20 protein-coding genes (1 of these 20 running past the window's edge) are annotated in these 24040 nt (G+C 64.5%); 10 read left to right on the top strand and 10 right to left on the bottom strand.

Annotation, left to right across the window (positions count from 1 at the left end; all coding sequences use genetic code 11):
• The 7 genes from ACNJYA_RS35760 to ACNJYA_RS35730 all read right to left on the bottom strand — a co-directional run.
• A protein-coding gene (locus ACNJYA_RS35760; RefSeq protein ID WP_172787000.1) for a TRAP transporter substrate-binding protein crosses the window boundary here: on the bottom strand, positions 1-348 show its start. 744 nt of this gene lie to the left of the window's left edge; the window shows 348 of its 1092 coding nt (coding positions 1-348); its start codon is at positions 346-348; its stop codon lies beyond the left edge, outside the window.
• 324 nt (positions 349-672) lie between these two features.
• Positions 673-1764 (bottom strand): TRAP transporter substrate-binding protein, encoded by a 1092-nt coding sequence (locus ACNJYA_RS35755; RefSeq protein ID WP_212260001.1) that lies wholly within the window; start codon positions 1762-1764, stop codon positions 673-675.
• Positions 1765-2040: 276 nt separating this feature from the next.
• A complete protein-coding gene (locus ACNJYA_RS35750) occupies positions 2041-3354 on the bottom strand; it encodes an NAD(P)H-dependent oxidoreductase (RefSeq protein WP_439364761.1) in 1314 nt (437 codons plus the stop codon).
• 158 nt (positions 3355-3512) lie between these two features.
• A complete protein-coding gene (locus ACNJYA_RS35745; protein ID WP_212260004.1) occupies positions 3513-4313 on the bottom strand; it encodes a phytanoyl-CoA dioxygenase family protein in 801 nt (266 codons plus the stop codon).
• Between the two features lie 143 nt (positions 4314-4456).
• Positions 4457-5134 carry a GntR family transcriptional regulator gene (locus tag ACNJYA_RS35740; RefSeq protein WP_439364760.1) on the bottom strand — a complete coding sequence of 226 codons (678 nt, stop codon included), beginning with the start codon at positions 5132-5134 and terminating at the stop codon, positions 4457-4459.
• Positions 5135-5308: 174 nt separating this feature from the next.
• The gene (locus tag ACNJYA_RS35735) at positions 5309-6121 is read right to left on the bottom strand and encodes an alpha/beta fold hydrolase (protein WP_439364759.1); all 813 of its coding nucleotides are present in this window, start codon (positions 6119-6121) and stop codon (positions 5309-5311) included.
• 3 nt (positions 6122-6124) lie between these two features.
• Positions 6125-6943, bottom strand: a complete 819-nt coding sequence (locus tag ACNJYA_RS35730; RefSeq protein WP_172787006.1) for an alpha/beta fold hydrolase — start codon at positions 6941-6943, stop codon at positions 6125-6127.
• A gap of 135 nt (positions 6944-7078) precedes the next feature.
• Here ACNJYA_RS35730 and ACNJYA_RS35725 point away from each other — a divergent pair, with 135 nt between their 5' ends.
• Positions 7079-7621 carry a methylated-DNA--[protein]-cysteine S-methyltransferase gene (locus ACNJYA_RS35725; RefSeq protein WP_172787007.1) on the top strand — a complete coding sequence of 181 codons (543 nt, stop codon included), beginning with the start codon at positions 7079-7081 and terminating at the stop codon, positions 7619-7621.
• 111 nt (positions 7622-7732) lie between these two features.
• On the opposite strand, the gene ACNJYA_RS35720 is transcribed toward ACNJYA_RS35725, so the two are convergent.
• Both ACNJYA_RS35720 and ACNJYA_RS35715 read right to left on the bottom strand, forming a co-directional pair.
• Positions 7733-9277 (bottom strand): acyl-CoA synthetase, encoded by a 1545-nt coding sequence (locus ACNJYA_RS35720; RefSeq protein ID WP_439364758.1) that lies wholly within the window; start codon positions 9275-9277, stop codon positions 7733-7735.
• Between the two features lie 189 nt (positions 9278-9466).
• The gene (locus ACNJYA_RS35715; protein WP_439364757.1) at positions 9467-10639 is read right to left on the bottom strand and encodes an acetyl-CoA C-acetyltransferase; all 1173 of its coding nucleotides are present in this window, start codon (positions 10637-10639) and stop codon (positions 9467-9469) included.
• Positions 10640-10874: 235 nt separating this feature from the next.
• Between ACNJYA_RS35715 and ACNJYA_RS35710 the strand changes: the two genes are divergently transcribed.
• From ACNJYA_RS35710 to ACNJYA_RS35680, 7 genes are all read left to right on the top strand, one after another.
• Positions 10875-11453 carry a TetR family transcriptional regulator gene (locus ACNJYA_RS35710; protein ID WP_246572001.1) on the top strand — a complete coding sequence of 193 codons (579 nt, stop codon included), beginning with the start codon at positions 10875-10877 and terminating at the stop codon, positions 11451-11453.
• A gap of 55 nt (positions 11454-11508) precedes the next feature.
• On the top strand, positions 11509-12267 hold the full coding sequence (locus tag ACNJYA_RS35705; protein ID WP_128939966.1) for an SDR family NAD(P)-dependent oxidoreductase: 759 nt from the start codon (positions 11509-11511) through the stop codon (positions 12265-12267).
• Positions 12268-12461: 194 nt separating this feature from the next.
• Complete coding sequence (locus ACNJYA_RS35700) at positions 12462-13268, top strand: enoyl-CoA hydratase/isomerase family protein (protein WP_439364755.1); 807 nt, start codon at positions 12462-12464, stop codon at positions 13266-13268.
• 43 nt (positions 13269-13311) lie between these two features.
• Positions 13312-15183, top strand: a complete 1872-nt coding sequence (locus ACNJYA_RS35695) for an AMP-binding protein (protein ID WP_439401643.1) — start codon at positions 13312-13314, stop codon at positions 15181-15183.
• A gap of 161 nt (positions 15184-15344) precedes the next feature.
• Entirely contained in the window at positions 15345-16472 is a 1128-nt protein-coding gene (locus ACNJYA_RS35690; protein ID WP_439401642.1) for an acyl-CoA dehydrogenase family protein, read from the top strand.
• Positions 16473-16614: 142 nt separating this feature from the next.
• Positions 16615-17856 (top strand): acyl-CoA dehydrogenase, encoded by a 1242-nt coding sequence (locus ACNJYA_RS35685; RefSeq protein WP_439401641.1) that lies wholly within the window; start codon positions 16615-16617, stop codon positions 17854-17856.
• Between the two features lie 117 nt (positions 17857-17973).
• A complete protein-coding gene (locus tag ACNJYA_RS35680) occupies positions 17974-19218 on the top strand; it encodes an acyl-CoA dehydrogenase (protein ID WP_439401640.1) in 1245 nt (414 codons plus the stop codon).
• A gap of 67 nt (positions 19219-19285) precedes the next feature.
• Here the strand turns inward: ACNJYA_RS35680 and ACNJYA_RS35675 are convergent, their stop codons facing one another.
• Positions 19286-20881, bottom strand: coding sequence for an ABC transporter substrate-binding protein (locus ACNJYA_RS35675; RefSeq protein ID WP_439401639.1), 1596 nt, complete (start codon positions 20879-20881; stop codon positions 19286-19288).
• A 199-nt stretch (positions 20882-21080) separates the two neighbouring features.
• Between ACNJYA_RS35675 and ACNJYA_RS35670 the strand changes: the two genes are divergently transcribed.
• Together ACNJYA_RS35670 and ACNJYA_RS35665 are read left to right on the top strand one after the other, a co-directional pair.
• Positions 21081-22742: an ABC transporter substrate-binding protein gene (locus ACNJYA_RS35670; protein WP_439401638.1), complete on the top strand. Its 1662-nt coding sequence runs from the start codon at positions 21081-21083 to the stop codon at positions 22740-22742.
• A gap of 194 nt (positions 22743-22936) precedes the next feature.
• Entirely contained in the window at positions 22937-23890 is a 954-nt protein-coding gene (locus ACNJYA_RS35665) for an ABC transporter permease (RefSeq protein ID WP_172787018.1), read from the top strand.
• The last annotated feature ends 150 nt before the right edge of the window (positions 23891-24040 follow it).

Raw genomic sequence — 24040 nt, 5'->3', positions numbered from 1 at the left:
GAACGGCAGCGACGTGCCGAAGGTGAACGCCGGGTTCTTGCCCCAGTAATAATACAGCGCCGTGTTGCCCATCTCGACGGTGCCGTTGGAGACGGCGTCGAGCACCTGCAGGCCTGGCACGATCTCACCGGCGGCGAACGGCTGAATCTGGAATTTGTTGTCGGTGGCTTCGGCGACGCGCTTGCAGAAATATTCGCAGCCGCCATAGAGCGTATCGAGCGCCTTGGGCCAGCTCGCCGCAAGGCGCCATCTCACTTCCGGCGACGATTGTGCGATGGCCGGCGCGGCAACGGCCGTGCTTGCGGCCAGCCCAGCCCCGGTCACTTTGAGAAAATCACGACGTTTCATGCGTATCCCTCCGTTGCGCCGATTCTTCGACAAGGGAACGATCTTGGTGTCGTCTTTGCGTCGCCGATGATCGACGTGGGTGTTTTAAAAATTTTGGCGTTTCCGAAGGCCCTTCGGGCTCTTTTTGGATTCCGCGCATTGCGGAATGGCGTCAGGATGACCGGTCGCCTTGCGATAATCAAGCGCCGTCAGTGCGCTCGCAATTGCGAAGCCGAGGTTTGACCGCCGCTTCCGGCCCGAAACGACCGGCAAAACGACCAAAGCCCCGGAGATGGTGGCATCTCCGGGGCTTCTTCGTCTTTAGTCGTGGGGGGTCTCAGCGCCTCATGTCTTGGCGCGCATCCGCGCCATGAAGCTGTCGTAGCTCAGCTCCGCAACCTGCGTCCAGGGCAGCGAGTCGTTCTTGAACGCCATCATGCTCGCATGCATCTTGCCGAAATGCGGATTGGACTTGGAGAGGTCCGCGTAGATCTCGTTGGCGGCGTTGTAGCAGGCCTCGAGCACCTCCTGCGGGAAGCCTCTGACGATTGCACCGTTCACGATCAGCCGCTTCAGCGCCGGCGCATTCACTGCATCGTATTTGCCGGTGATCCAGGTGAAGGTATCGCGCGATGCCGCGTCGATCGCCGCCTTGTAATGCTTGGGCAGCGCATTCCACTTTTCGATGTTCATGATGTTGTGGCCCTGGCTCGTGCCTTCCCACCAGCCGGGGTAGTAGTAGTATTTGGCGACCTTCACGAAACCTAGCTTCTCGTCGTCATAGGGGCCGACCCATTCGGCGGCGTCGATGGTGCCCTTCTCCAGCGCCGGATAGATGTCGCCGCCAGCCAGTTGCTGTGGCACGCAGCCGAGCTTGGAGAGGATCGTGCCGGCGAAACCGCCGATGCGCATCTTCAGGCCCCTCAAATCGTCGAGGCTCTTGATCTCCTTCCTGAACCAGCCGCCCATCTGCGCGCCGGTCGATCCGGTCGGGATGCCATAAACGTTGTGCTCCCTAAGCAGGTCGTTGACGAGATCCTGCCCACCGCCCCACAACAGCCAGGAAATCTGCTGCCGCGTGTTCAAGCCGAACGGCAGTGCGGTTGCGAAGGTGAAGGCCGGATTCTTGCCCCAGTAGTAATAGAGCGCGGTGTTGCCGATCTCGACCGTGCCGTTGGAGACGGCGTCCAGTACCTGCAGGCCTGGAACGATCTCTCCGGCCGCAAACGGCTGAATCTGGAATTTGTTGTCGGTGAGGTCGGCGACCTGCTTGCAGAAATATTCGCAGCCGCCATAGAGCGTATCGAGCGCCTTCGGCCAGCTCGTGGCGTACCGCCACTTGATCTCGGGCGAGCTTTGCGCAATCGCGGGCGCCGCCACTGCGGTGCTCGCTGCCAGGCTCGCGCCCGTTACCTTCAGGAAATCACGACGTTTCATGCGGACCCTCCGCTATGCCGATGCCTTCGACACGGAACGAACTTGATCGTTCGTTCTTTTTGAGACTCGGCGTTGTTTTGTTTGAGGTTTGATAGCGTTTCCGAACGACCCTGATGGGCCTCTTCTTGTTGGAATCCCCACTATGATGGCATTCCGTCAGCAAGGATGACCGTTCGTCTCGCGACAATCAAGCCACCTGCCATCTCGCGCCTGCGAATGCGCGACAGACACCCGCAAGCGCGAGAGGCGAGGCGCCCGTGGCGCCGATCTCTTTCCTTACCGCTCCTTCGCGAAAGCCGTCTCCATCGCTTTTCGCACCCTGATCGTCTCGTTGTTTGCATCGAACTCGACATCGCTCCAGCGCACCACCGTGCCGTGGGCGACGTCGTGCTTCAGCTTCAAGCGATGTGCGAGCCCGATCGGCAGGGCGCCAGCCTTGAGGCTCGCGGCCGCCGGTAACAGCTTGCCCCACACCGTGTAGCCGCCTTCGCCGTCCAGCATCTCCCCGGCGTGCAGATTGCGTTTGGCCACAGCCGCGACGTCGCCGCGGAAGCCGTAAGGCTGCCCAGTGGCCTCGCCCCGCAGCGCCGCCGCCAGCACCGAGATGTTCAGCTCGAGCCCGATCAAATGATAGGGCTTGTACATGGCGGCGAAGCGTCCGCTGGAATCGGTCTTCAGGCCATATTGCCGGAAGCAGTCGGCAGCATAGTCGTTCGGTGCCTCCAGCACGACATAGACGCCCCAGCGCAGGTCGCGAAACACCGGCCGGCCGTCGCGTTCGAGCGAGGAGACGACTTCGACAAGGCCTGATCGCTCCAGCACGCCGCCGCGCGAGCGCGGCCGCATGATATGCGGCAAATCGTCGACGCCGCAGGGCGGAAACAGCAAGCCGTCCGCGGGCACGTCGAGGCCGCAGGCATTGGCGATCGCGGCCATCTCGATCGCCGATTTGGTGCCGTCGAGGAAGGAGTTGAACATCTGCGGATTCATGCCGGCCGACTGCGCTTCGCCCGCGGTCAGGCCGTAATGCTGCCAGACACCATCGGGTGTCACGTCGTGATAGGCCGGCAGGTACTTTGTGCCCTTGCCGGCAGCAACGACGCGGAAGCCGGTGGCCCGCGCCCAATCCACCATCTCCGCCGTTAGCGCCGGCTGGTCGCCATAGGCGAGCGAATAGACCACGCCGGCTTTGCGCGCTTCCTCGGCGAGCAGCGGGCCCGCCAGCACGTCCGCTTCGACATTGACCATCACGATATGCTTGCCCGCCGCGATCGCGGCGCGCGCGTGGCGGATGCCGACGGCGGGATTGCCGGTCGCCTCCACCACCACGTCCATGCCGCCGCCGGCGATGGCGCGCGCGCCGTCATCGGTGAACACCGTGGCGGCGATGCGCTCTGCGTCCCAGCCGACGGTGCGGCAGGCCTCGCGTGCCCGGTCGCGGTCGATGTCGACGATGATCGGCACCTCCAGCCCCGGCGTGTGCGGCACCTGGGCGAGGAACATCGAGCCGAACTTGCCGGCGCCGATCAGCGCGACGCGAACGGGCTTGCCGGCGGACGCGCGGGCCTGGAGGAGGCGGAAGAGGTTCATGGGGATGTCCTGCGAAACTATCGTGTCCCGGACGCGCTGCAACGCGTAGCGTTGCTGCGCAGAGCCGGGACCCAGAGAAAAGCTATCCGTGCAGCATGGGCCCCGGCTCAGCAGCGCATCACTGACGTGCTGCGCTGCGTCCGGGGCACGAGTGCAAATTACTCCGCCGCCTGCCGCGGCGCACGTGCCAGCCGCAGCAGCGCGTCGTCGTCCACCGTCTTGATCGGCGTGAAATCGCGATGCGCGATGTAGTCCGGCCGCGTCGGTGTGCGGATATGGTTCGAGACCGCGTTCAGCGTCAGGTACACGATCTTGCGCGGATAGGGCGTGATGTTGCCGCTCGATCCGTGCACGAGATTGCCGTGGAACATCAGCATGCCGCCCGGCTTGCCCGTGGGTGCGACGATGCCGCCCTGCTTGACGAGGCGCGTGACCGTGTCCTCGTCCAGCGTCCACAGCGGATACGAGGTGGTGGCGAGATCGTGCGACGCCTCGAGATCGCCGGCATTCTGGCTGCGCGGCACCAGCATCAAGGGGCCGTTGATCGGCATCACCTCGTCGAGGAAGATCGCGATGTTCATCGCCCGCGGCTCCGGCATGCCGTCGTCGCGCTTCCAGGTGCCGTAATCCTGGTGCCATTGCCAGACGTCGCCGGTGAAGGCCGATTTCGCGTTGATCTTGAACTGGTGCATGTAGACTGGCTCGCCGAACAATTGCTCGACCGGCTCGATCATGCGCGGATGCGCGCCGAGGATGCGGAAGGCCTCGTTGTAGAGATGCGCGGCAAAGGCCGTGCGCGGCGCGCCGCTCTTCTCGCGCCAGACTTCGGGCCGGTTGGCGTCGTAAATGCCGACCGCCTCGCGCGCGAGCAGGTCGACCTCCTCTTGGGCGAACAATTCGGGCAGGAACAGCCAGCCCTCGCGGTGGAAGAACTCCAATTGCTCCTGGGACAGTCTCATGGGTCGTCCTCCTGTTTGTTTGTTTTCGTCATTCCGGGGCGCGACGAAGTCGCGAGCCCGGAATCCATTTCCCCGCAGTCTCTGCCGCCCGATGGATTCCGGGCTCGATGCTGCGCATCGCCCCGGAATGACGGTGGCAATCGCTACGCCGCCGCCTCGTCCGCTGCCCGCAATCTCTCCTCGGTCATCCGTCCGGCCGTCTGCGCGTGCGCCAGCGCGGCGCGTTCGGCCGCTTTGGCGTTGCCGCTTAGAATGTTTCCGGCAATATCGGCATGCTCCGCCCAGGCCTTGGCCCGATAGTCGAGCTCGGAGAGCACCGTCGCCATCGAGCGCCGCATGTGCGGCCATTGCGGCGCCATGGTCTCCTCGATCACGGGATTGCCGGCGAGCTGATAGATCGCGCGGTGAAAATCGACATCGAGGGTGATGAGCTCGGATAGCATCGTGTTGTGGTCGCTGCGGCGCCCGGCGGCGAGCGCTGTCTCCAGTCGCGCGCGTCCCGCCGCGTCGCGGGCCGCGCGTGTCGCCGCAAGGCGGGCCGCCAGCGCGTCGATGGCGCCGCGCACCTCGTAGAGCTGGCGGATGCGCGCAGGGTCGAGCTGGGTCACTTCAAAGCCGCGACGGCCGCTCTCGGCGACCAGGCCCTGCCGGTGCAACAGATGCAGCGCATGCGACACCGGCTGGCGCGACACGCCGAGCCTGTCGGCGAGCTCGTTCTGCCGGATGCGCTGGCCGGGCTGGAGCGTGCGGTCGGAGATCGCCTCCAGGATCCGCGAATAGACCTGGTCGATCAGGTTCGGGAGCGGGTCGAGAGGAATCACGCCGTCAGCTCCAAAAAGGAATACGGAATTCCGTGTTCGAAGCTACTCCCGGGACGGGCGGGGGTCAAGCACGGCTGACCGCGTCAGGACGCCCAATGTTAGGCCCTGCTTAAGCTATTGATATTGCTTGGGCCGTCTACTGCGCATGGGGTTGTTTCGTCGAAACGGGAGGAGCTACTTCGCCAGGAACCCGTTCACCACCTCGCCGAACTCCAGCGGTGCTTGCTCGAACATCCAATGGCCGGCGTTCGCGATCACCGCCGTCTCGGCGCCCGCGATGTGCGCGGCCAGCACGCGCCACATCACCGACAGGCTGCCGGTGGTGGCGCCTCCGCCGATCAGCAGCGTCGGCGTCCTGATCGCCTGCGCATCGCTCAGCGTGTAGGGCCGGCGCTGCTCGTTGATCTGGCCGAGGAAGGTGAGCGCGTTGTCGCGGAGTTGTTGCTTGGCCGCAGCCGGCACGCGCCGCCAGGAGCCGTCGCCTTCGATGCCTTCGTAGAAGTTCCGCAGCGCGCCCTCGAGGTCGCCGGCGCGGATCATCTCGACCGATCGCGCGGTGCGGGCCGCCAGCGGCGGATGCGCGGGCGTGCCTTCGGGCACTGGCAGGGATGCGTCGAGATCGCCGCCGGGCTCGGCCAGCACCAGCTTGCGCAACAGATCAGGCCGCGCCTGCGCCACGCGAAAGGCGATGTGGCCGCCGCGCGAATGGCCCATCAGGTCGACGGGGCCAGGCTTGACCTGCTCGATGAAGGCGATCGTATCGGCGACGTGCTGCGCCATCTTGTAGTCGTCGCCGATCGCGTCCCAATGCTCGGGAAAGAAATGCCGCAGGCTGACCGAGATCACGCGATGGGATTTCGACAGCGGGCCGAGCACCGAATACCAGGTGCGAAAATCACCCAGCGTACCGTGCACGCAGACCAGCGGCGGGCCCTCACCGACTTCGAGATAGGCCATGTCGTAACCATTGACGCGGAAGCTCTGCATGGATCAGCTCGCCAGAAAATCGAGAACCACTTCGGAGAATTTCTGCGGCGCCTGCTCGAACATCGGATGCGTCGCGTTCGGGATGATCGCCGTCTTGGAATAGGGCACATGCGCCGCGAGCGCATGCAGCACTTTTGGCAACAGGCCCTTGGTTCGCGCGCCCAGGATGAATAGCGTCGGCATCTTGATCGCCTCCGCGTCCACCTTGGAGAACGGCGGGCGATTGTCGCGGACCTGGCCGATCAGCGTGTAGGCGTTGTCGCGCAAATTCTGCTTCACCATCGCCGGCAGCCGCGGCCAGGTGCCGGGGCCTTCCAGCGTGTCGACGAAGACGGCGAGCCCGCCGTCGACATCGCCGGCAGCGATCTTCTCGGCCGAGGCCGTGAAGCGCGCCAGCAGCGGCGAGGGGCCGCCGACGTAATCCGGATCAAGGCTCGCATCGAGCTCGCCCCCGGGCTCGGCCAGGATCAGCCGGCGCAGGAGATCGGGCCGCTGCTGCGCCACGCGGAAGCAGATATGCCCGCCGCGGGAATGGCCCATCAAATCGACCGGCCCGAGATCGAGCTTGTCGACGAAGGCGATGACGTCGCTGGCGTGCTGGGCGATCGAATAGGTGTCGCCGACCCCATCCCATTTTTCCGGGAAGAAGTGGCGCAGGCTGACGGCGATCACCCGATGCCGCTGCGTCAACGGGCCCAGCACGCAGCCCCAGACCCGGAAATCATTCAGCGATCCATGCACGCAGACCAGCGGCGGTCGGCCCCTGTCTTCGCCCACGTCGAGATAGGGCATGTCGTATCCGTTGACGTGAAGGCTCTGCATTATGGACTCGCGAGAGAGGATCGGAACTTCTGTGCAAGATTCCCGGAAACCGGGTGGATCGCAACTATTTCCAAGCCTAGATTTGGCGTGAGTTGAAAGTGGGGCCTGCAACGAAAGCAAGCCAGGATCCAAGCCATGAGCGACCAGCATTTTGCCCTGTTCGACACACGGATCGGCCTGTGCGCCATCGCCTGGGGCCCGCGCGGCATCAACGGCACGCAATTGCCGATGGGCGGCGAGCAGAAGATCCGCACCCGCATCAGCCAGCGCCATGCCGACGCCACCGAAGCCGAGCCGACCGCCGAGGTGCGAGAGGCGATCGACCGCATGACAAGACTGCTCGCCGGCGAGCCGGATGATCTCACCGACATCCCGCTCGACCTCGACGGCGTGCCCGAGTTCAATCGCGGCGTCTACGAGATCGCCCGCGCGATCCCGCCCGGCAAGACCATCACCTATGGCGACATCGCAAAACAGCTCGGCGGCGTCCAGCTGTCGCGCGACGTCGGCCAGGCGCTCGGCCGCAACCCGTGCCCGATCGTGGTGCCCTGCCATCGCGTGCTGGCGGCCGGCAACAAGCCCGGCGGGTTCTCGGCAAATGGCGGCGTGGTGACGAAGCTGAAGATGCTCGAGATCGAAGGCGCGCTGGTGAACCACACGCCGAGCTTGTTTGATTGAGGTGAGGGATGTGTAGGGTGGGTTAGCCGAAGGCGTAACCCACCTCTTCTGTTTCCGCGGATAGAGACAGTGGTGGGTTACGCTTCGCTAACCCACCCTACGTATCCCGTCCTAAATCTTCGCCGCCGCCTTCGGCCAGTACCGATCGCGCAGGTGTCGCTTCACCAGCTTGCCCGTGGGTGTGCGCGGCAGCTCGGCTTCGAAATCGATCGAGCGCGGGCACTTGATGGCGGAGAGGCGGCTCTTGCAATAGGCGATCAAATCGGCCTCGAGCGACTTGCCGGCGCGGCTCATGTGGTGGGGCTGCACCACCGCCTTGACCTCTTCGCCCATCTCCTCGTTCGGCACGCCGAACACGGCGACGTCGGCGACCTCGGGGTGCGTGATCAGCACGTCCTCGGTCTCCTGCGGGTAGATGTTCACCCCGCCGGAAATGATCATGTAGGACTTGCGGTCGGTGAGGTAGAGAAAGCCGTCCTTGTCGAGATAGCCGACATCGCCGAGCGTGGACCAGCCCTTGGCGTTGTAGGCCTTCTTCGTCTTCTCGGGATCGTTGTGATAGGTGAAGGCGGGTGCGTCGGCGAAATAGACGGTGCCGATCTCGCCGACAGGCTGCTCCTCGTCGTTCTCGTCGAGAATCTTGATCTTGCCGACCACGGCGCGGCCGACGCTGCCGCGGTGCTCCAGCCATTGCTGCGAGTTGCAGACGGTGACGCCATTGCCTTCCGAGCCGGCGTAATACTCGATCAGGATGGGTCCCCACCATTCGATCATCTTTGCCTTGACGTCGATGGGGCAGGGCGCGGCGGCGTGGATCGCGCCCTTCAACGTCGAGACGTCGTACTTGGCGCGCACCTCGTCCGGCAGCTTCAGCATGCGCACGAACATGGTCGGCACCAGCTGGGATTGCGTCACCTTGTATTTCTCGACCAGCTTCAAGAACTCTTCGGCGTCAAAATGCTCCATGATGATGGAGGTGCCGCCGAGCACGATCGCCATCATGTTGAAGCGCAGGGGCGCCGCGTGATAGAGGGGGGCCGGCGACAGATAGGTGCTCTCCGCGTTCATGCCGCACATGTCGGCGCAGAGCACGCGCAGGAAGGCGTTCGGCACGTCGATTCTGTTGCCTTCGAATGCCTTCTTGATTCCCTTCGGGCGGCCGGTGGTGCCCGACGAATAGAGCATGTCGTAGCCGGCGACCTCATCCGCAATCGGCGTGGTCGGCTGCGCCGCGGCCTCCTTGTCGTAGGAGCGGAAGCCGGGCAGGGGGTCGTCCATCATGTAGAAGATCGGCTCGCCGGGCGTGCCCTTGACCAGGTCCTTGATCTGCTCGGCGCATTTCGGTGTGGTGATCACGACCTTGGCGCCGCAATCGGCGATGATGTAGTCGATCTCGTCCTGCTTCAGGTAGCGGCTGATCGCGGTGTAATAGAGCCCGCTCCGCTGTGCGGCCCAGCAGAGCTCCATGAAGGCGAGGCGGTTCTCCATCAACAGCGCGATGTGGTCGCCGGCCTTGAGGCCAAGCGAGCGGAACAGCTGCGCGCCCTGGTTCGAGAGCTCGTCGAGCTCCCGATAGGTGATCGCCTTGCCGGTGCCGGCCATCTGGTAGGCGATCTTGTCGGGCGTCGTCCTGGCGTGGATGGAGGGGTGGGTCATGGTCGAGATCTCGCAACAAAAAAGGTGTCATCCCGGCGAAGGCCGGGATCCATAACCACAGGCCTCGGCTGTTGAAACGAGATGGAGCTCCGGCGCAGCATAACCACAGTCTCCTGTGGTTATGGGTCCCGGATCGGCGCGCGCTTGAGGCGCGCTTGTCCGGGACGACACCGTTTGTATGGCCGCGGCTTACAGCCGTTCCACGATCGTCACGTTGGCCATGCCGCCACCTTCGCACATGGTCTGCAGGCCATAGCGCTTGCCGCGCTGGTGCAGGGCGTGGACCAGCGTCGTCATCAGCTTGGTGCCGGAGCCGCCGAGCGGATGGCCGAGCGCGATGGCGCCGCCATTGACGTTGAGACGCTCGGGGTCGGCGCCCGTAGTCTTCAGCCATGCGGTCGGCACCGAGGCGAAGGCCTCGTTGACCTCGAACAGGTCGATGTCGCCGATCTTCATGCCGGCCTTCTCCAGCGCACGCTTGGTCGCGTGCAAGGGAGCGTCGAGCATGATCACGGGATCGCCGCCCGTCATGGTCATGTGATGGATGCGCGCGAGCGGCTTGACGCCGAGCTGCTTCAGGCCCTTCTCGTTCACCACCATGACGCCGGAGGCGCCGTCGCAGATCTGGCTGGCGCTGGCCGCGGTCAGCTTGCCGTTCTCGGCGATCAGCTTGACGCCCTTGATGCCGTCGAGCGTGACATCGAAGCGGATGCCTTCGTCGATGTGATGGGTGTCCTTGCTGCCGTCGGCGCGGGTGATGTCGAGCGGCACGATCTCCTTCTTGAAGTGGCCTCCTTGCGTCGCCGCGATCGCGCGCTGATGGCTGTTGTAGGAATACTGGTCGAGCTCATCCTTGGAGAGGCCGTACTTCTCGGCCATCATCTCCGCGCCGGTGAACTGGCTGAACACGATGTTCGGATACTTCTTCTCGATGCCCGGGCTCTTGTAATTGCCAAAGCCGTTCTTGGCGGGAAGCTGCGACGACAGGCCCATCGGCACGCGCGTCATCGACTCCACGCCGGCGGCGATCACGACATCCATCGCACCCGACATCACCGCCTGCGCGGCGAAGTGCAACGCCTGCTGCGAGGAGCCGCACTGGCGGTCGATCGAAGTGCCGGGCACGCTCTCCGGCAGCTTTGACGCCATGATCGCGTTGCGCGCGACGTTGTTGGACTGCTCGCCGACCTGCATGACGCAGCCCATGATCACGTCCTCGACCTGGGCGGGGTCGACCTTGGTGCGGTCGACCAGCTCGTCCAGCACCTTCGCGGCGAGATCGGCCGGATGCCAGCCGGCGAGGCGGCCCCCCTTGCGCCCGCCGGCGGTACGCGCGGCGGCGACGATGTAAGCCTCGGCCATGTCGGTCTCTCCCTGAATTCTTGATTGGGTTTGGTTGTCGGGGACGGATTTAAGGGACCGGAGATCGTTTAGTCAATCGATCAATTAACTCTTGTGATGAGGCGCTGCTTGCGCTTATCTGCGCCCCGCTTCCAGCGGCCAAACAGGGATCTCCGTGGCTACCAGCGTTCCGAACAGGCTCCCCGCCGGGAAAAATTCCACGGCAGAGAAATTGCTAGTGGCCGCGAGCGAGCTGATGATCGAACGCTCCTCGATCGAGATCTCGCTGTCCGACATCGCGCAGAAGTCGGGCGCCAACGCCGCGCTGGTCAAATATCACTTCGGCAACAAGGACGGCCTGTTGCTGGCGCTGCTGGCGCGGGATGCTGCGACCGAGATGTCCAATCTCGAATATTTGCTGGCGCAGCCGATCACGTCGACGGCGAAGCTGAAGCTGCATATCGGCGGCATCATCCGCGCCTATCACCGGTTCCCCTATATGAACCGGCTGATCCACTATCTCTTGCACGAGACCAGCGCGAGCTCTGCCGACGAAGTCTCGAAGTTCTTCGTTGCGCCGCTGTTGGACTTCCACCGCCGCCTGCTGGCTGAAGGCGTCAGCCGCGGTGAATTCCGCCCGACCGATCCGGTGCTGTTCTACACCAGCCTGATCGGTGCCTGCGATCATCTGTTCTTCGGCCGGCACGCGATGTCCCGCGCGACCGGCGTCGGCCCGGTCACCGACGATGTCTGCCGGCAATACATCAAGCACATGGAAACGCTGATCTGCGGCGGCATCCTCACGCAAGCCGAGGAAGCCGCCGCGGCCGGATAGTCCGGCCAACACGTCACAAGTCTAGAGAAGAAACGCCCAAGGAAAGGTATCTGCGATGCAATTGAAAGACGTAGCCGTTCTCATCACCGGCGGTGGCTCGGGCCTCGGTGCCGCGACCGCCCGCGCCATGGCGGCCAAGGGCGCCAAGATCGGCGTGATCGACCAGAGCAAGGAAAACGCCGAGAAGGTCGCCGCTGAAGTGAAGGGTGTCGCACTGCACGCCGACGTCACCAGCGAGGAGCAGATCAAGGCCGCGATCGCGAAGGCGGAAGCCGCGCACGGCGTCGCCCGCGTGCTGATGAACTGCGCCGGCATCGGCGGCTCGCAGCGCATTGTCGGCCGTGACGGCGTCTACCCGCTCGAAAAGTTCGCGCGCATCATCAACGTCAACCTGATCGGCACCTTCAACTGCCTGCGTCTGTTCGCCGAGCGTCTCGTCACGATCGAGCCCGTCGGCGAAGAGCGCGGCGTCATCATCAACACGGCCTCGGTTGCAGCCTACGAAGGCCAGATCGGCCAGATCGCCTATTCGGCGTCGAAGGGTGGCGTCGTCGGCCTCACGCTTCCGGCCGCGCGCGATCTCGCCAGCCAGAAGATCCGCGTCAACACCATTGCGCCCGGCCTGTTCTTCACGCCGCTGCTGATGGGCTTGAATGAAGAGGCCCGCAAGAGCCTGGGCGCCCAGGTGCCACATCCATCGCGTCTCGGTGACGCCGCCGAATACGGCATGCTCGCAGTGCACATCGTCGAGAACCCGATGCTCAATGGCGAGACCATCCGCCTCGACGGCGCCATCCGCATGGCGCCGCGGTAACGCGCTTTCTTCCTTCTCCCCTTGTGGGAGAAGGTGGCGCGAAGCGCCGGATGAGGGGTTTCTCTCCGCGATCTCATCTGCGGAGACAGACCCCTCACCCAAGCGAGTATGTGGCTAGCGATGTACATGCCCTCTCCCACAAGGGGAGAGGGCGCAGCAATCGGCGCCGCGACCCGCGGCTAGCACGAGGCCCCATGTCCCAACCGCTGCTGATCGAGCACAACGACGGCGTCGACCGGGTGACGCTGAATCGGCCCGAGCAGCTCAACGCGCTCGATCCCGCGCTGATCGATGCGCTCAACACCTATTTCCAGGGCCTGCAGCGCAATCGCGACACGCGCGTCGTCGTGCTCAAGGGCGCCGGCAAGAATTTTTGCGCCGGCCTCGATCTCAAAGCTGCGATGGCGCGCCGGGCCGGACAGCAGGAGCCGCCCGGCGTCACGGAGTCGCTGGATTCGCAGCGGCGCATCGCCGACATCGTGATGCTGATGCGGCGCTGTCCACAGCCGATCCTGGCGCTGGTGCAGGGCGCGGCCGCCGGCGGCGGCTTCGCGCTGGCGCTGGCCTCCGACATCCGCATCGCAACGAGATCGGCGCGGATGAATTGCGCCTTCATCAAGCTCGGTCTCGGCGGCTGCGACATCGGCACCAGCTATTTTCTGCCGCGCCTCGTCGGTGTCTCCGTCGCATCCGAGCTGATCCTCACCGGGCGCTTCATCGGCGCCGAGCGCGCGCTCGCGGTCGGCCTCGTCTCGGAGGTCGTGGACGAGGACAAGCTCGATGACGCGGCCGAGCCTTATGTCGAGGCGATGATGACGGCCTCGCCCGTGGGCCTGCGGCTATCCAAGGAATGTCTCAATATGAGCGTCGATGCCGGCTCGCTCGAAGCGGCGATTGCGATGGAGGATCGCAACCAGGTCCTGTGCAGCCGCTCGGAAGAGTTTTCGGAAGGCATCAGGGCCTTCCTTGAGAAGCGAAAGCCTGTCTATATCAGGCGCTGAACGATCAAGATCCGCAAAGGACAATAATTCCGGGAGACGCAAAATGAGTGGAAGCGCGGCGGCAGTAATGACGAAGCCCGCCTTTCGCAAGGTTCAGTGGCTCGCGCGCGACATCGAGGTCGAGCGCCGCGGCGACGGCACGGTGGTGCTGAAGTCGCGCATTCCGCTGCAGCCTTATGAGAAGCACATCCCGGCCTCGCTGGCGAAATGGGCGAAGGAAGCACCCGAGCGCATCTGGCTGGCGCAGCGTGGCGGTCCGAACCGCGAATGGCGCAAGGTGTCCTATGGCGAAGCCAAGCGCATCGTGGACGCGCTGACGCAAGGCCTGCTCAATCTCAGGCTCGACGGCCGGCCCGTGACGATCCTCTCCGGCAATTCGATCGAGCATGCGCTGATGACGCAGGCCGCGATGCAGGCGCGCGTCCCGGCAGCGCCGGTGTCGCCGGCCTACTCGTTGATGAGCCACGATCACGTCAAGCTCAAATACCTGTTCGACCTGATCAAGCCGGCCGTATTGATGGTGCAGGACGGCCCGACCTTCGAGAAGGCGCTGAAGGCACTCGACCTCAGCGGCGTTACCGTGGTTCACGTCGCGCGGCCCTGCGAGGGCATCAAGAGCGTCAGCTTCGCCGAGCTTGTGGCCACGCCTGTCACCGCTGATGTCGAGGCCTCGATCGCGAAGATCACGCCGCAGACCGTCGGCAAGCTGCTGTTCACGTCAGGCTCTACCGGCATGCCCAAGGCCGTCATCAACACGCAGGAGATGATGTGCGCCAATGCGGCGATGATGATGCAGGTGCGGCCGCGCGATCCGAACGGGCCGATCTCGACCATGCTGGACTGGATGCCCTGGAACCACACCATGGGCGGCAACGCCGCGTTCCACCCGATCCTGGTCGACGGCGGCACGCTATATATCGACGACGGCCGGCCGATGCCGGGCCAGTTCGAGGAGACGCTGCGCAATCTGCGTGAGATCTCGCCGACCTATTATGCCAACGTGCCCGCCGGCTACGCCGCGCTCGCCGCCGCCATGGAGAAGGACGATGCGCTCTGCCGCTCCTTCTTCAAGAATCTCTCGATCATGGCCTATGGCGGCGCGCGCCTGCCTGACGATCTCTATGAGCGCATGCAGGCGCTGGCGGTGAAGACCACCGGCGAGCGCATCGTGTTCTATACCGGCTGGGGCTCGACCGAGACCGCGCCGACCTCGACCGGCACCTATTGGGACACCGAGCGCGTCGGCCTGATCGGCCTGCCGTTCCCCGGCGTGGATCTGAAGATGGTGCCGTGCGGCTCGAAATACGAATTGCGGCTGCGCGGCGTCAACGTCACGCCCGGCTATTTCGGTCAGCCGGAGCTGACGAAGAAGATGTTCGATGAGGAAGGTTTTTACTGCATCGGCGATGCCGGAATCTTCGTCGACGATTCCGATCCGGTGCAAGGCATCATCTTTGCCGGCCGCGTGGTGGAGGACTTCAAGCTCACCACCGGCACGTTCGTTCATGTCGGGTCGCTGCGGACCGATGCGATCGCAGCCGCAACGCCGGTCGTGCACGACGCGCTGGTCGCGGGTCAGGACCGCCCGTTCATCGGCCTGCTCGCCTGGCCGAACCTGCACGCCTGCCGCCAGCTCGTCGGCAATCCAGATCTGAGCTTTGCCGATGCGGTGAAGCATCCCGAGGTGATCGCCTGCTTCTGGCGCGGCCTGGAAGCCCACAACCGGGAGTGCGAAGGCGCCAGCAGCCGGGTCATCGCGCGCGCGATGCTGATGGTCGAGCCGCCCTCGATCGACGGCAACGAGCTCACCGACAAGGGCTACATCAACCAGCGCGCCGGCCTCGAACGCCGCGCCGCGCTGGTGGAGCGGCTGTATGCGGACACGCCGGGTGAAGATGTGATCGTGCTGCGATGAGGCACCGCTCTCTCAACTCGTCATTCCGGGGCGCGCGCAGCGCGAGCCCGGAATCCATCAGGCCGCATAGGCGCGGCGAAATGGATTCCGGGCTCGCCGCTACGCGGCGCCCCGGAATGACGGCATCAATACAAGCGACAAACAATAAGAGGTAAGCCGCCATGAACTTCGATTTTTCTGACGACCAGAAGCAGCTCCGCGACCAGGCGCGCAAGTTCCTCGCGGAAAAATGCTCGTCCAAGGCGGTGCGAATCGTGCTCGACGGCAAGGCGCCTTACGACAAGGAGCTGTGGAAAGGCCTCGCCGAGATGGGCTTTCTCGGCGTCGCCATTCCGGAAGAGTTCGGCGGCGCGGGTGCGGGCCATCTCGAGCTCTGCGTGATCGCGGAGGAGATGGGGCGGGCCAATGCGCCTGTGCCCTTCTCTTCGACCGTGTACCTCGCCGCCGAAGCGCTGCTGATCGCGGGCAGCGACGCGCAGAAGAAGAAATGGCTGCCTGCGATTGCTGCCGGAGAGGCGATCGGCACGCTGGCGCTGTTCGAGGGCAAGGGCAATCCGTCGCCGAAGAACGTCAAGCTGACGGCTGCGAACGGGGTGCTCAATGGTGTCAAGAAGCCGGTCGCCGACGGCGGCATCGCCGACTTCGCGGTGGTCGCCGCGCGCACCGGATCGAGCGGTCGCGAGAACGACATCTCGCTGTTCCTCGTCGATCTCAAGGCCGGCGGCGTCGCGGTCAAGAACCTCACCAATCTCGATCCGACCCGCGGACAGGCCGAGATCACCTTCAAGGACGCCAAAGCCGAGCCGCTGGGAGCTGCCGGCGAAGGCTGGAGCATCCTCACCCAGGTGCTCGACCGCGCCGCAGTGCTGTGTGCGTTCGAGCAGGTCGGCGGTGCCGACCGCGCGCTGGAGATGGGCCGCGATTACGCGCTGGATCGCATCGCCTTCGGTCGCCAGATCGGCTCGTTCCAGGCCGTCAAGCACATGCTCGCGGACATGTACGTGTCGGCGACGCTGGCGCGCTCCAACAGCTATTACGGCGCCTGGGCGCTCTCGACCAATGCGGCCGAGCTGCCGGAGGCTGCCGCCGCCGCGCGCATCAGCGCGACGCAGGCGTTCCAGCACTGCGCCAAGAACAACATCCAGGTTCACGGCGGCATGGGTTTTACCTGGGAGTTCGACTGCCACATGTACTACCGCCGCGCCAACGCCATGGCGCTGGGCCTCGGCAGCCTGTCCTATTGGGAAGACCAGTTGATCGACCGCATGCGCAAGAAGAACGCGGCGTAACGATTGGTGCGGGTGGGTTAGCCGAGCGGATTGCGCGAAGCGCAAGTCGCTTGGCGTAACCCACCTCTTCTTCCGATGTGGAAACCAAAGAGGTGGGTTACGCCTTCGGCTAACCCACCCTACGAAATGCGAGAGAGTTGCCATGAACTTCGACGACACCCCGCAGGAAGCCGAGTTCCGCGCCACCGCCCGCGCCTGGATCAGCGCGAACGCGCCCAGGCAATACGAGGACGAGCTGCGCAAATCCTCGCTCGGCCGCACCGTGCTCAAGAACGCCAATATCCTGGAGGTTGCAAAAGCCTGGCAGAAGAAAAAGGCCGACGCCGGCTGGGCCTGCCTGCACTGGCCAAAGGAATATGGCGGCCGGGGCGCTTCGCCGATCGAACGCGTGATCTGGCAGCAGGAGGAGGGGCCGTTCGGCCAGCTGTCCCGCATGTTCATCATCGGCCACGGCATGTGCGGGCCGACCATGATGGCGTTCGCCCGCGAGGAGCATAAGCGCACCTATCTGCCGCCGCTCGCCTCCGGCGAGAAGGTCTGGTGTCAGCTGTTCTCCGAGCCCGCCGGCGGCTCGGACGTCGCGGGCTTGCGCACGCGCGCGGAGAAGGACGGCGATGACTGGGTGATCAACGGCCAGAAGATCTGGACCTCCGGCGCACATTATTCCGACTACGGCATTCTGCTCACCCGTACCGATCCGACCGTGCCCAAGCACAAGGGCCTCACCATGTTCTTCCTGGACATGAAGAGCCCGGGTGTCGAGGTGCGGCCGATCAAGCAGGCGAGCGGCGCCTCGGATTTCAACGAGGTCTATTTCACGAACGTGCGCATCCCCGACCATCAGCGCCTCGGCGAGGTCGGTGACGGCTGGAACGTGTCGCTGACCACGCTGATGAACGAGCGCAGCGCGATCGGCGCGGCCGTCTCGACCGGTTTCCCGGAATTGTTCGAGTATTGCTCCAGCCTGATGCTCGACGACGGCCCGGCGATAGAGGATCGCGCGGTGCGCTCGAAGCTGGCGAACTGGGCGGTGAAGGCAAGCGGGCTGAAGTACACCAGCATGCGCGCGATCTCGGCGCTGTCGAAAGGCGAGCGGCCGGGGCCGGAAAACTCCATCGGCAAGCTGGTGGCGGGCTCCATGATCCAGGACGTTGCGACCTACGCGCTGGATCTGCAGGGCGCGGCCGGCATCGTTAGCGGCGAGGATGGTGAGCTGGCCGGCCGTTTCCAGGCCATGCTGCTGCGTGCGCCGGGCACCCGCGTCGAGGGCGGCACCGACGAGATCATGCGCAACATCATCGCCGAGCGGGTGCTGGGCCTGCCCGGCGATATCCGTGTCGACAAGGACGTGCCGTTCAACAAGATCCCGACGAAGGGAAGATGAGTCCGAATTCGTAGGGTGGGTTAGCGAAGCGTAACCCACCATGCTCGCAACGATACTCGACAGAAGTGGTGGGTTACGCCTTCGGCTAACCCACCCTACGCAGAAGTGAGGTCCGCCATGAATTTCGACGACACCCCGCAGGAAGCCGCATTCCGCGAGACCGCGCGCAAATGGATCGAGGCCAATGCGCCTAGGGAGTTGCATGCCGAGTTGTCGAAGTCCTCGCTCGGCCGCATCCGCCTTGCCAATCACGACATCGTCGATGTCGGCAAGGCCTGGCAGAAGAAGAAGTTCGAGGGCAATTGGGCCTGCCTGCACTGGCCTAGGGAATATGGCGGACGCGGCGCGACGCCGATCGAGAAGGTGATCTGGCAGCAGGAGGAAGGCGTTTACGGCAAGCTGACGCAGCCGTTCCAGATCGGCGAGGGGATGTGCGGCCCGACCGTGATGGCGTTCGGCAGCGAGGACGCCAAGCGCCGTTACTTGCCGAAGCTGGCTTCGGGCGAGGAGATCTGGTGCCAGCTGTTCTCGGAGCCGTCTGCCGGCTCGGACGTCGCGGGCCTGCGCACGCGCGCGGAGAAGAAGGGCGACAATTGGGTCGTCAACGGCCAGAAGATCTGGACCTCGGGCGCGCATTATTCCGACAATGGCCTTTTGATCGCGCGCACCGATCCGAACGTGCCCAAGCACAAGGGCCTCACCATGTTCTTCCTGGACATGAAGAGCCCCGGCGTCGAGGTGCGGCCGATCAAGCAGGCCAACGGCATGCAGGAGTTCAACGAGGTCTATTTCACCGACGTGGTGATTCCCGACAGCCAGCGGCTGGGCGCCGTCGGCGACGGCTGGAACGTATCGCTGACGACGCTGATGAACGAGCGCATGTCGATCGGCGCGCGGCTCGCGACCGGGGTGCCCGAGATGTTCGAGCTCTGCTCGAACCTGGTGCTGGAGGATGGCCTGGCCATCGACGATCCCGCCGTGCGCTCGAAGCTCGCGAGCTGGGCGGCCAAGTCGAACGGGCTGAAATACACCAGCTACCGCACGATCTCCGCCTTGTCGAAGGGCGAGCGGCCGGGCCCGGAGAATTCGATCGGCAAGCTGGTGTCGGGCATGATGCTGCAGGACATCGCGACCTACGCCATGGACCTGCAGGGCGCGGCCGGTGTTCTCACCGGCAACGACGAGGAAATGGCGCAGGGTCAATTCCAGCAGATGCTGCTGTCCTCGCCTTCGATGCGCATCGCCGGCGGGACCGACGAGATCCTGCGCAACATCATCGCCGAGCGCGTGCTGGGCCTGCCGGGCGATATCCGCGTCGACAAGGACGTGCCGTACAACAAGATCCCGACCAAGGGGCGGTGATCGCGCGCCGCGCGGGTATCCCGGGTGGGCAAAGGCGCAAAGCGCCGTGCCCTCCCTTGCCTGTTGCTCACTCCACCCCGATCGTCGTCAGGTCCTGGAACCAGTGCTGCGCCTGCACGAACTGCTTGATCTTCGGTGACAGCGCGTGGGGATTGGTGTCGTGGACGACCCAGACCAGCACGGCGTCGTCGACGATCAGCGCGTGCGCCTGCGCCAGCAATTGGTCCTGCTTGGTGCTGTCGAAAGTCTGCTTGGCCTCGTCGATCAGCGCGTCGACCTTCGGATTCTTGTAGCCGCCCCAATTGACGCCGACTGGCGCGATCTGGCCGGAATGGAAGAAGCGGACGATGGCGTAGAGCGGATCCGAGGTCACATAGGCGATGTTGTTGGAGGTGATGCCGGCGTTCATCTCGTCCGCCGCGCCCTTGCGCCAATGCGTATAGAGCGTCTCCAGCTCGACCACCTTGAAGTCGATCTCGATGCCGATCTCCTTGAAGCTTTGCTGCAGGAACTCGTTCATCGGCAGCGACAGCATCTGGCCGGTGCCGCCCTGCGCGATGATGAAGGTGGTCTTCAGCGGCTTTGCTTTGGAATAGCCCGCTTCCTCCACCAGCTTCTTGGCGGCAGCGAGATCATATTTCAGCTCGAAGCTGGGCTTGCCGAACCAGGGGCTCGACGGGTCGACCTGGCCCTTGGCGGGCTTGGCAAGGCCGTTCATCAGGCCGACGACTTCGTCGCGGTTGATCGCAAGGTTCAGCGCCTTGCGCAGGCGGATGTCGGTCCAGGGCGAGCCCGGCAGCACGCTGAGGTGATAATTCCAAACATGCGGCGTGACGTTGTCGACCAGCTTCATGCCGGCCGCCTTCAGCTGCGGCACGGCATCCGGCGCCGGCGTCTCGATCAGGTCGACTTGCCCGGCGAGCAGCGCGTTGGTGCGCGTCAGTGCTTCCGGCATCGGCACCAGCACGATCTTGTCGACCTTCGGAATGCGCTTCTTGTTCCAGTAGTCCGGATTCTTGGCTAGCTCGGCAAGCTCGCGCGGCACCAGCTTCGTCAGCTTGAATGGACCGGTTCCGGAGGGCTGGCTGGCGAACTTGTCCCAGTCCTTGCCGAGCTTTTCATATTGCGCCGGGCTCGAGACCAGGAACCACAGCATCTGATAGGGGAAGAAGGAATCGACCGTCTTGGTGGTGATCTCCACCGTGAAGTCGTCGATCTTGGCGTAGCTGGCGACGGAGGGGAGGCGGGTCTTCACCTGCGCGCTCTGCCGCTTGTCGAATTGCGGCGCCTTGTCGTTGAGCACCTTGTCGAGATTCCAGATCACCGCATCGGCGTTGAACTCGCTGCCGTCGTGAAACTTCACGCCCTTGCGTAGGGTGAACCGCCACTTCGTCTTGTCGGCATCGTCCACCTTCCATTCGGTGGCGAGGCCCGGCACCAGCTTGCCGGGGCGATCGGCAACGTCCATCTCCCAGGCCACCAGCGGATCGTAGATCGTGTAGGCCGTGAACTGATAGGCGCCGGCGCCGCGATCGGGTTGGCCGGTGGTGAGCGGAATGTCCGCCATCGAGATGCCATAGCGCACAACGGTTTCGGCGCGCGCCGAGATCGCGGAAATTGCCAGCGCAAGCACGGCGAGACAGGTCGATAGACGAATACGCATGGCCCAAAGCTCCCAGGGGATTTCGGGGCCAAACCTGCAATCTTGATGCCAGAATAGGCAGCCGGGCTGCTCTGTCTTCAATCGATCACAAGGACTTGTCGTCGCAGGAGCAATCTGCAGGAAAAGTTTCTCCTTGGCATAGCCATTGCATGCGATTGCATCAAAATTAATCATCGAAAGCCGAAGAAGGATCGAGGCGATGCTTATCAAGAACAAGAAGACACGGGCGGCGCTGATCGCGCTCTTGGCGCTGGGCAGCGCGGCCGCATGGCCGCGCGTGGCGAGTGCGGAAACTGTACTGCGCATCGGCATGACGGCTGCCGATATTCCGCGCACGCTCGGCCAGCCCGATCAGGGGTTTGAGGGCAACCGCTTCACCGGCCTCACCATGTATGACGCGCTGACCAGCTGGGACCTGTCCTCGGCCGACAAGCCGAGCGTGGTGATCCCCGGCCTTGCCACCGAGTGGAAGGTCGACGATGCCGACAAGACCAAATGGACCTTCAAGCTGCGCCCCGGCGTCACGTTCCATGACGGCTCGCCGTTCAACGCCGACGCCGTGGTGTGGAACGTCGAGAAGGTGCTGAAGCAGGATGCGCCGCAGTTCGACGCCAGCCAGGTCGGCGTCACGGCCTCGCGCATGCCGACGCTGGCGTCTGCGAAGAAGATCGACGACATGACCGTCGAGCTCACCACCAAGGAGCCCGACAGCTTCCTGCCGATCAACCTCACCAATTTGTTCATGGCGAGCCCGGCGAAATGGCAGGCCTTCTACGACAAGGCCGAAGGCGCCGACGCCAAGGCGAAGTCGCAAGCCGCATGGACCGCGTTTGCCAAGGACGCCTCGGGCACCGGCCCGTGGAAGATGGCGAGCTTCACGCCGCGCGAGCGGCTCGAGCTGGTCAAGAACGCGAGCTACTGGGACAAGGCCCGCGTGCCCAAGATCGACAAGATGGTGCTCCTGCCGATGCCGGAAGCTAACGCGCGCACCGCGGCGCTGCTGTCCGGCCAGGTCGATTGGGTCGAGGCCCCGGCGCCGGACGCGCTGCCCGAGCTCAAGCAGCGCGGCTTCAAGCTCTCCGCCAACGAGCAGCCGCATGTCTGGCCGTGGCAGTTCTCCCGCGTCGAGGGTTCGCCCTGGAACGACATCCGGGTGCGCAAGGCGGCGAACCTCTGCGTCGATCGCGAAGGCCTCAAGGACGGCCTGCTCGCGGGGCTGATGGTGCCGGCATCCGGCACCTTCGAGCCTGGCCACCCCTGGCGCGGCAAGCCGAGCTTCGAGATCAAGTACGACAAGGCGGCTGCGCAAAAGCTGATGCAGGAGGCCGGCTTCGGTCCCAGCAAGAAGCTTGCGGTCAAGATCCAGACGTCTGCGTCGGGCTCCGGCCAGATGCAGCCGCTGCCGATGAACGAATATCTTCAGCAGGCGCTCGCCGAATGCTATTTCGATGTGAAGCTCGACGTCATCGAGTGGAACACGCTGTTCACCAACTGGCGCCGCGGCGCCAAGGACCCCTCGGCCAACGGCTCGAACGCGACCAACGTCACCTATGCGGCGATGGACCCGTTCTTCGCGCTGGTGCGCTTCCTGCAATCGAGCATGGCTCCGCCGGTCTCGAACAATTGGGGCTTCATCAACGATCCCAAGTTCGACGAGCTGGTGAAGAAGGCGCGCCAGACCTTCGATCCCGCTGCGCGCGACGCCGCGCTCGCCGAGCTGCACGCGGCCTCCGTGGATGACGCCGCCTTCCTCTACGTCGCCCATGACGTCGGCCCGCGCGCGATGAGCCCGAAGGTGACAGGCGTCGTGCAGCCGAAAAGCTGGTTCATCGACTTCTCGCCGGTGTCGATCGCGCAGTAATTCGCGCCGCGCACTCGCTGCACCCTCTCCCCTTGCGGGAGAGGGTGGCTTCGCTTTAGCGAAGCCGGGTGAGGGGTCTCTCTCCGCGGATGTCCCTTTCGCGTCGTAACGACTGTATCCGGGGATAGAACCCCTCATCCGGCGCTTCGCGCCACCTTCTCCCACAAGGGGAGAAGGGAAGAAAAGAACCAAACGTGCTCGCCTATACCGCCAGACGCATTGTCTACGTCGTCCCCATCGTCATCAGCGTCGCGCTGGTGTGCTTCCTGCTCGTGCACATCACGCCGGGCGATCCGCTGGTTGCGGTGCTGCCGGCCGATGCGTCGCAGGAGCTCGCCGCGCAGCTGCGCGCCGCCTATGGCTTCGACCGGCCGCTGCCGGTGCAGTTCGGCCTGTGGCTGCTGCGTGCCCTTCATGGCGATCTCGGCAATTCCATCGCGACGGGGCGTCCGGTGCTGGCCGAGGTCATGCGCGCGGTCGGCAACACCGTCACGCTCGCGATTGCCGCCGCCATCATCGGCTTCACCATGGGCATCCTGCTCGGCCTGATCGCCGGCTATTTCCGCGAGACCTGGGTCGACAAGGTCGCGACCTCCTTTGCCATCGCCGGCGTCTCCGTGCCGCATTACTGGCTCGGCATGCTGCTGGTCATCATCTTCTCGGTCCAGCTGAACTGGCTGCCCGCGGTCGGCGCCGGGCCCAGCGGCTCCAACTCCTGGGCCTGGGATTGGGCGCACCTCAAATATCTCGTGCTGCCGGCGATCACGACCTCGGTGATCCCGATGGGCATCGTCACCCGCACGGTGCGCGCGCTCACCGGCGATATCCTCAGCCAGGACTTCGTCGAAGCACTGCGTGCCAAGGGCCTGCGCGAAACCGGCGTGTTCCGTCACGTCATCAAGAACGCCGCGCCCACCGCGCTCGCGGTGATGGGGCTGCAGTTGGGTTATATGCTCGGCGGCTCGATCCTGATCGAGACCGTGTTCTCCTGGCCGGGCTCGGGCTTCCTGCTCAACTCCGCGATCTTCCAGCGCGACCTGCCGCTGCTGCAGGGCACGATCCTGATCCTGGCGCTGTTCTTCGTGTTCCTCAATCTGCTGGTCGACATCGCCCAAGCCGCGATCGACCCGCGCATCAAGCGGGGCTGATGGAATGAGCCCAGCTGTCGCCACGCAAACTGTGCGCTCCCTCCCCCGCCTGTGGGGGAGGGTCGGGGAGAGGGTGTCACCACAATCGAGAACCCCCAAGAGGAGAGAACCCTCACCCGCGCCTGCGGCGCGACCTCTCCCGCAAGCGGG

This window comes from Bradyrhizobium sp. BLXBL-01, assembly GCF_051853025.1.
Lineage (GTDB): Bacteria > Pseudomonadota > Alphaproteobacteria > Rhizobiales > Xanthobacteraceae > Bradyrhizobium.
The sequence above is the reverse complement of the archived record's forward strand: the minus strand, read 5'-3'. Positions and strand labels throughout refer to the sequence as shown.

Coding starts and splice junctions, on each gene's coding strand:
- ACNJYA_RS35755 (WP_212260001.1), bottom strand. CDS start 1,764: ATGAAACGTCGTGATTTCCTGAAGGTAACGGGCGCGAGCCTGGCAGCG.
- ACNJYA_RS35750 (WP_439364761.1), bottom strand. CDS start 3,354: ATGAACCTCTTCCGCCTCCTCCAGGCCCGCGCGTCCGCCGGCAAGCCC.
- ACNJYA_RS35745 (WP_212260004.1), bottom strand. CDS start 4,313: ATGAGACTGTCCCAGGAGCAATTGGAGTTCTTCCACCGCGAGGGCTGG.
- ACNJYA_RS35735 (WP_439364759.1), bottom strand. CDS start 6,121: ATGCAGAGCTTCCGCGTCAATGGTTACGACATGGCCTATCTCGAAGTC.
- ACNJYA_RS35730 (WP_172787006.1), bottom strand. CDS start 6,943: ATGCAGAGCCTTCACGTCAACGGATACGACATGCCCTATCTCGACGTG.
- ACNJYA_RS35725 (WP_172787007.1), top strand. CDS start 7,079: ATGAGCGACCAGCATTTTGCCCTGTTCGACACACGGATCGGCCTGTGC.
- ACNJYA_RS35720 (WP_439364758.1), bottom strand. CDS start 9,277: ATGACCCACCCCTCCATCCACGCCAGGACGACGCCCGACAAGATCGCC.
- ACNJYA_RS35715 (WP_439364757.1), bottom strand. CDS start 10,639: ATGGCCGAGGCTTACATCGTCGCCGCCGCGCGTACCGCCGGCGGGCGC.
- ACNJYA_RS35710 (WP_246572001.1), top strand. CDS start 10,875: ATGATCGAACGCTCCTCGATCGAGATCTCGCTGTCCGACATCGCGCAG.
- ACNJYA_RS35705 (WP_128939966.1), top strand. CDS start 11,509: ATGCAATTGAAAGACGTAGCCGTTCTCATCACCGGCGGTGGCTCGGGC.
- ACNJYA_RS35700 (WP_439364755.1), top strand. CDS start 12,462: ATGTCCCAACCGCTGCTGATCGAGCACAACGACGGCGTCGACCGGGTG.
- ACNJYA_RS35695 (WP_439401643.1), top strand. CDS start 13,312: ATGAGTGGAAGCGCGGCGGCAGTAATGACGAAGCCCGCCTTTCGCAAG.
- ACNJYA_RS35690 (WP_439401642.1), top strand. CDS start 15,345: ATGAACTTCGATTTTTCTGACGACCAGAAGCAGCTCCGCGACCAGGCG.
- ACNJYA_RS35685 (WP_439401641.1), top strand. CDS start 16,615: ATGAACTTCGACGACACCCCGCAGGAAGCCGAGTTCCGCGCCACCGCC.
- ACNJYA_RS35680 (WP_439401640.1), top strand. CDS start 17,974: ATGAATTTCGACGACACCCCGCAGGAAGCCGCATTCCGCGAGACCGCG.
- ACNJYA_RS35675 (WP_439401639.1), bottom strand. CDS start 20,881: ATGCGTATTCGTCTATCGACCTGTCTCGCCGTGCTTGCGCTGGCAATT.
- ACNJYA_RS35670 (WP_439401638.1), top strand. CDS start 21,081: ATGCTTATCAAGAACAAGAAGACACGGGCGGCGCTGATCGCGCTCTTG.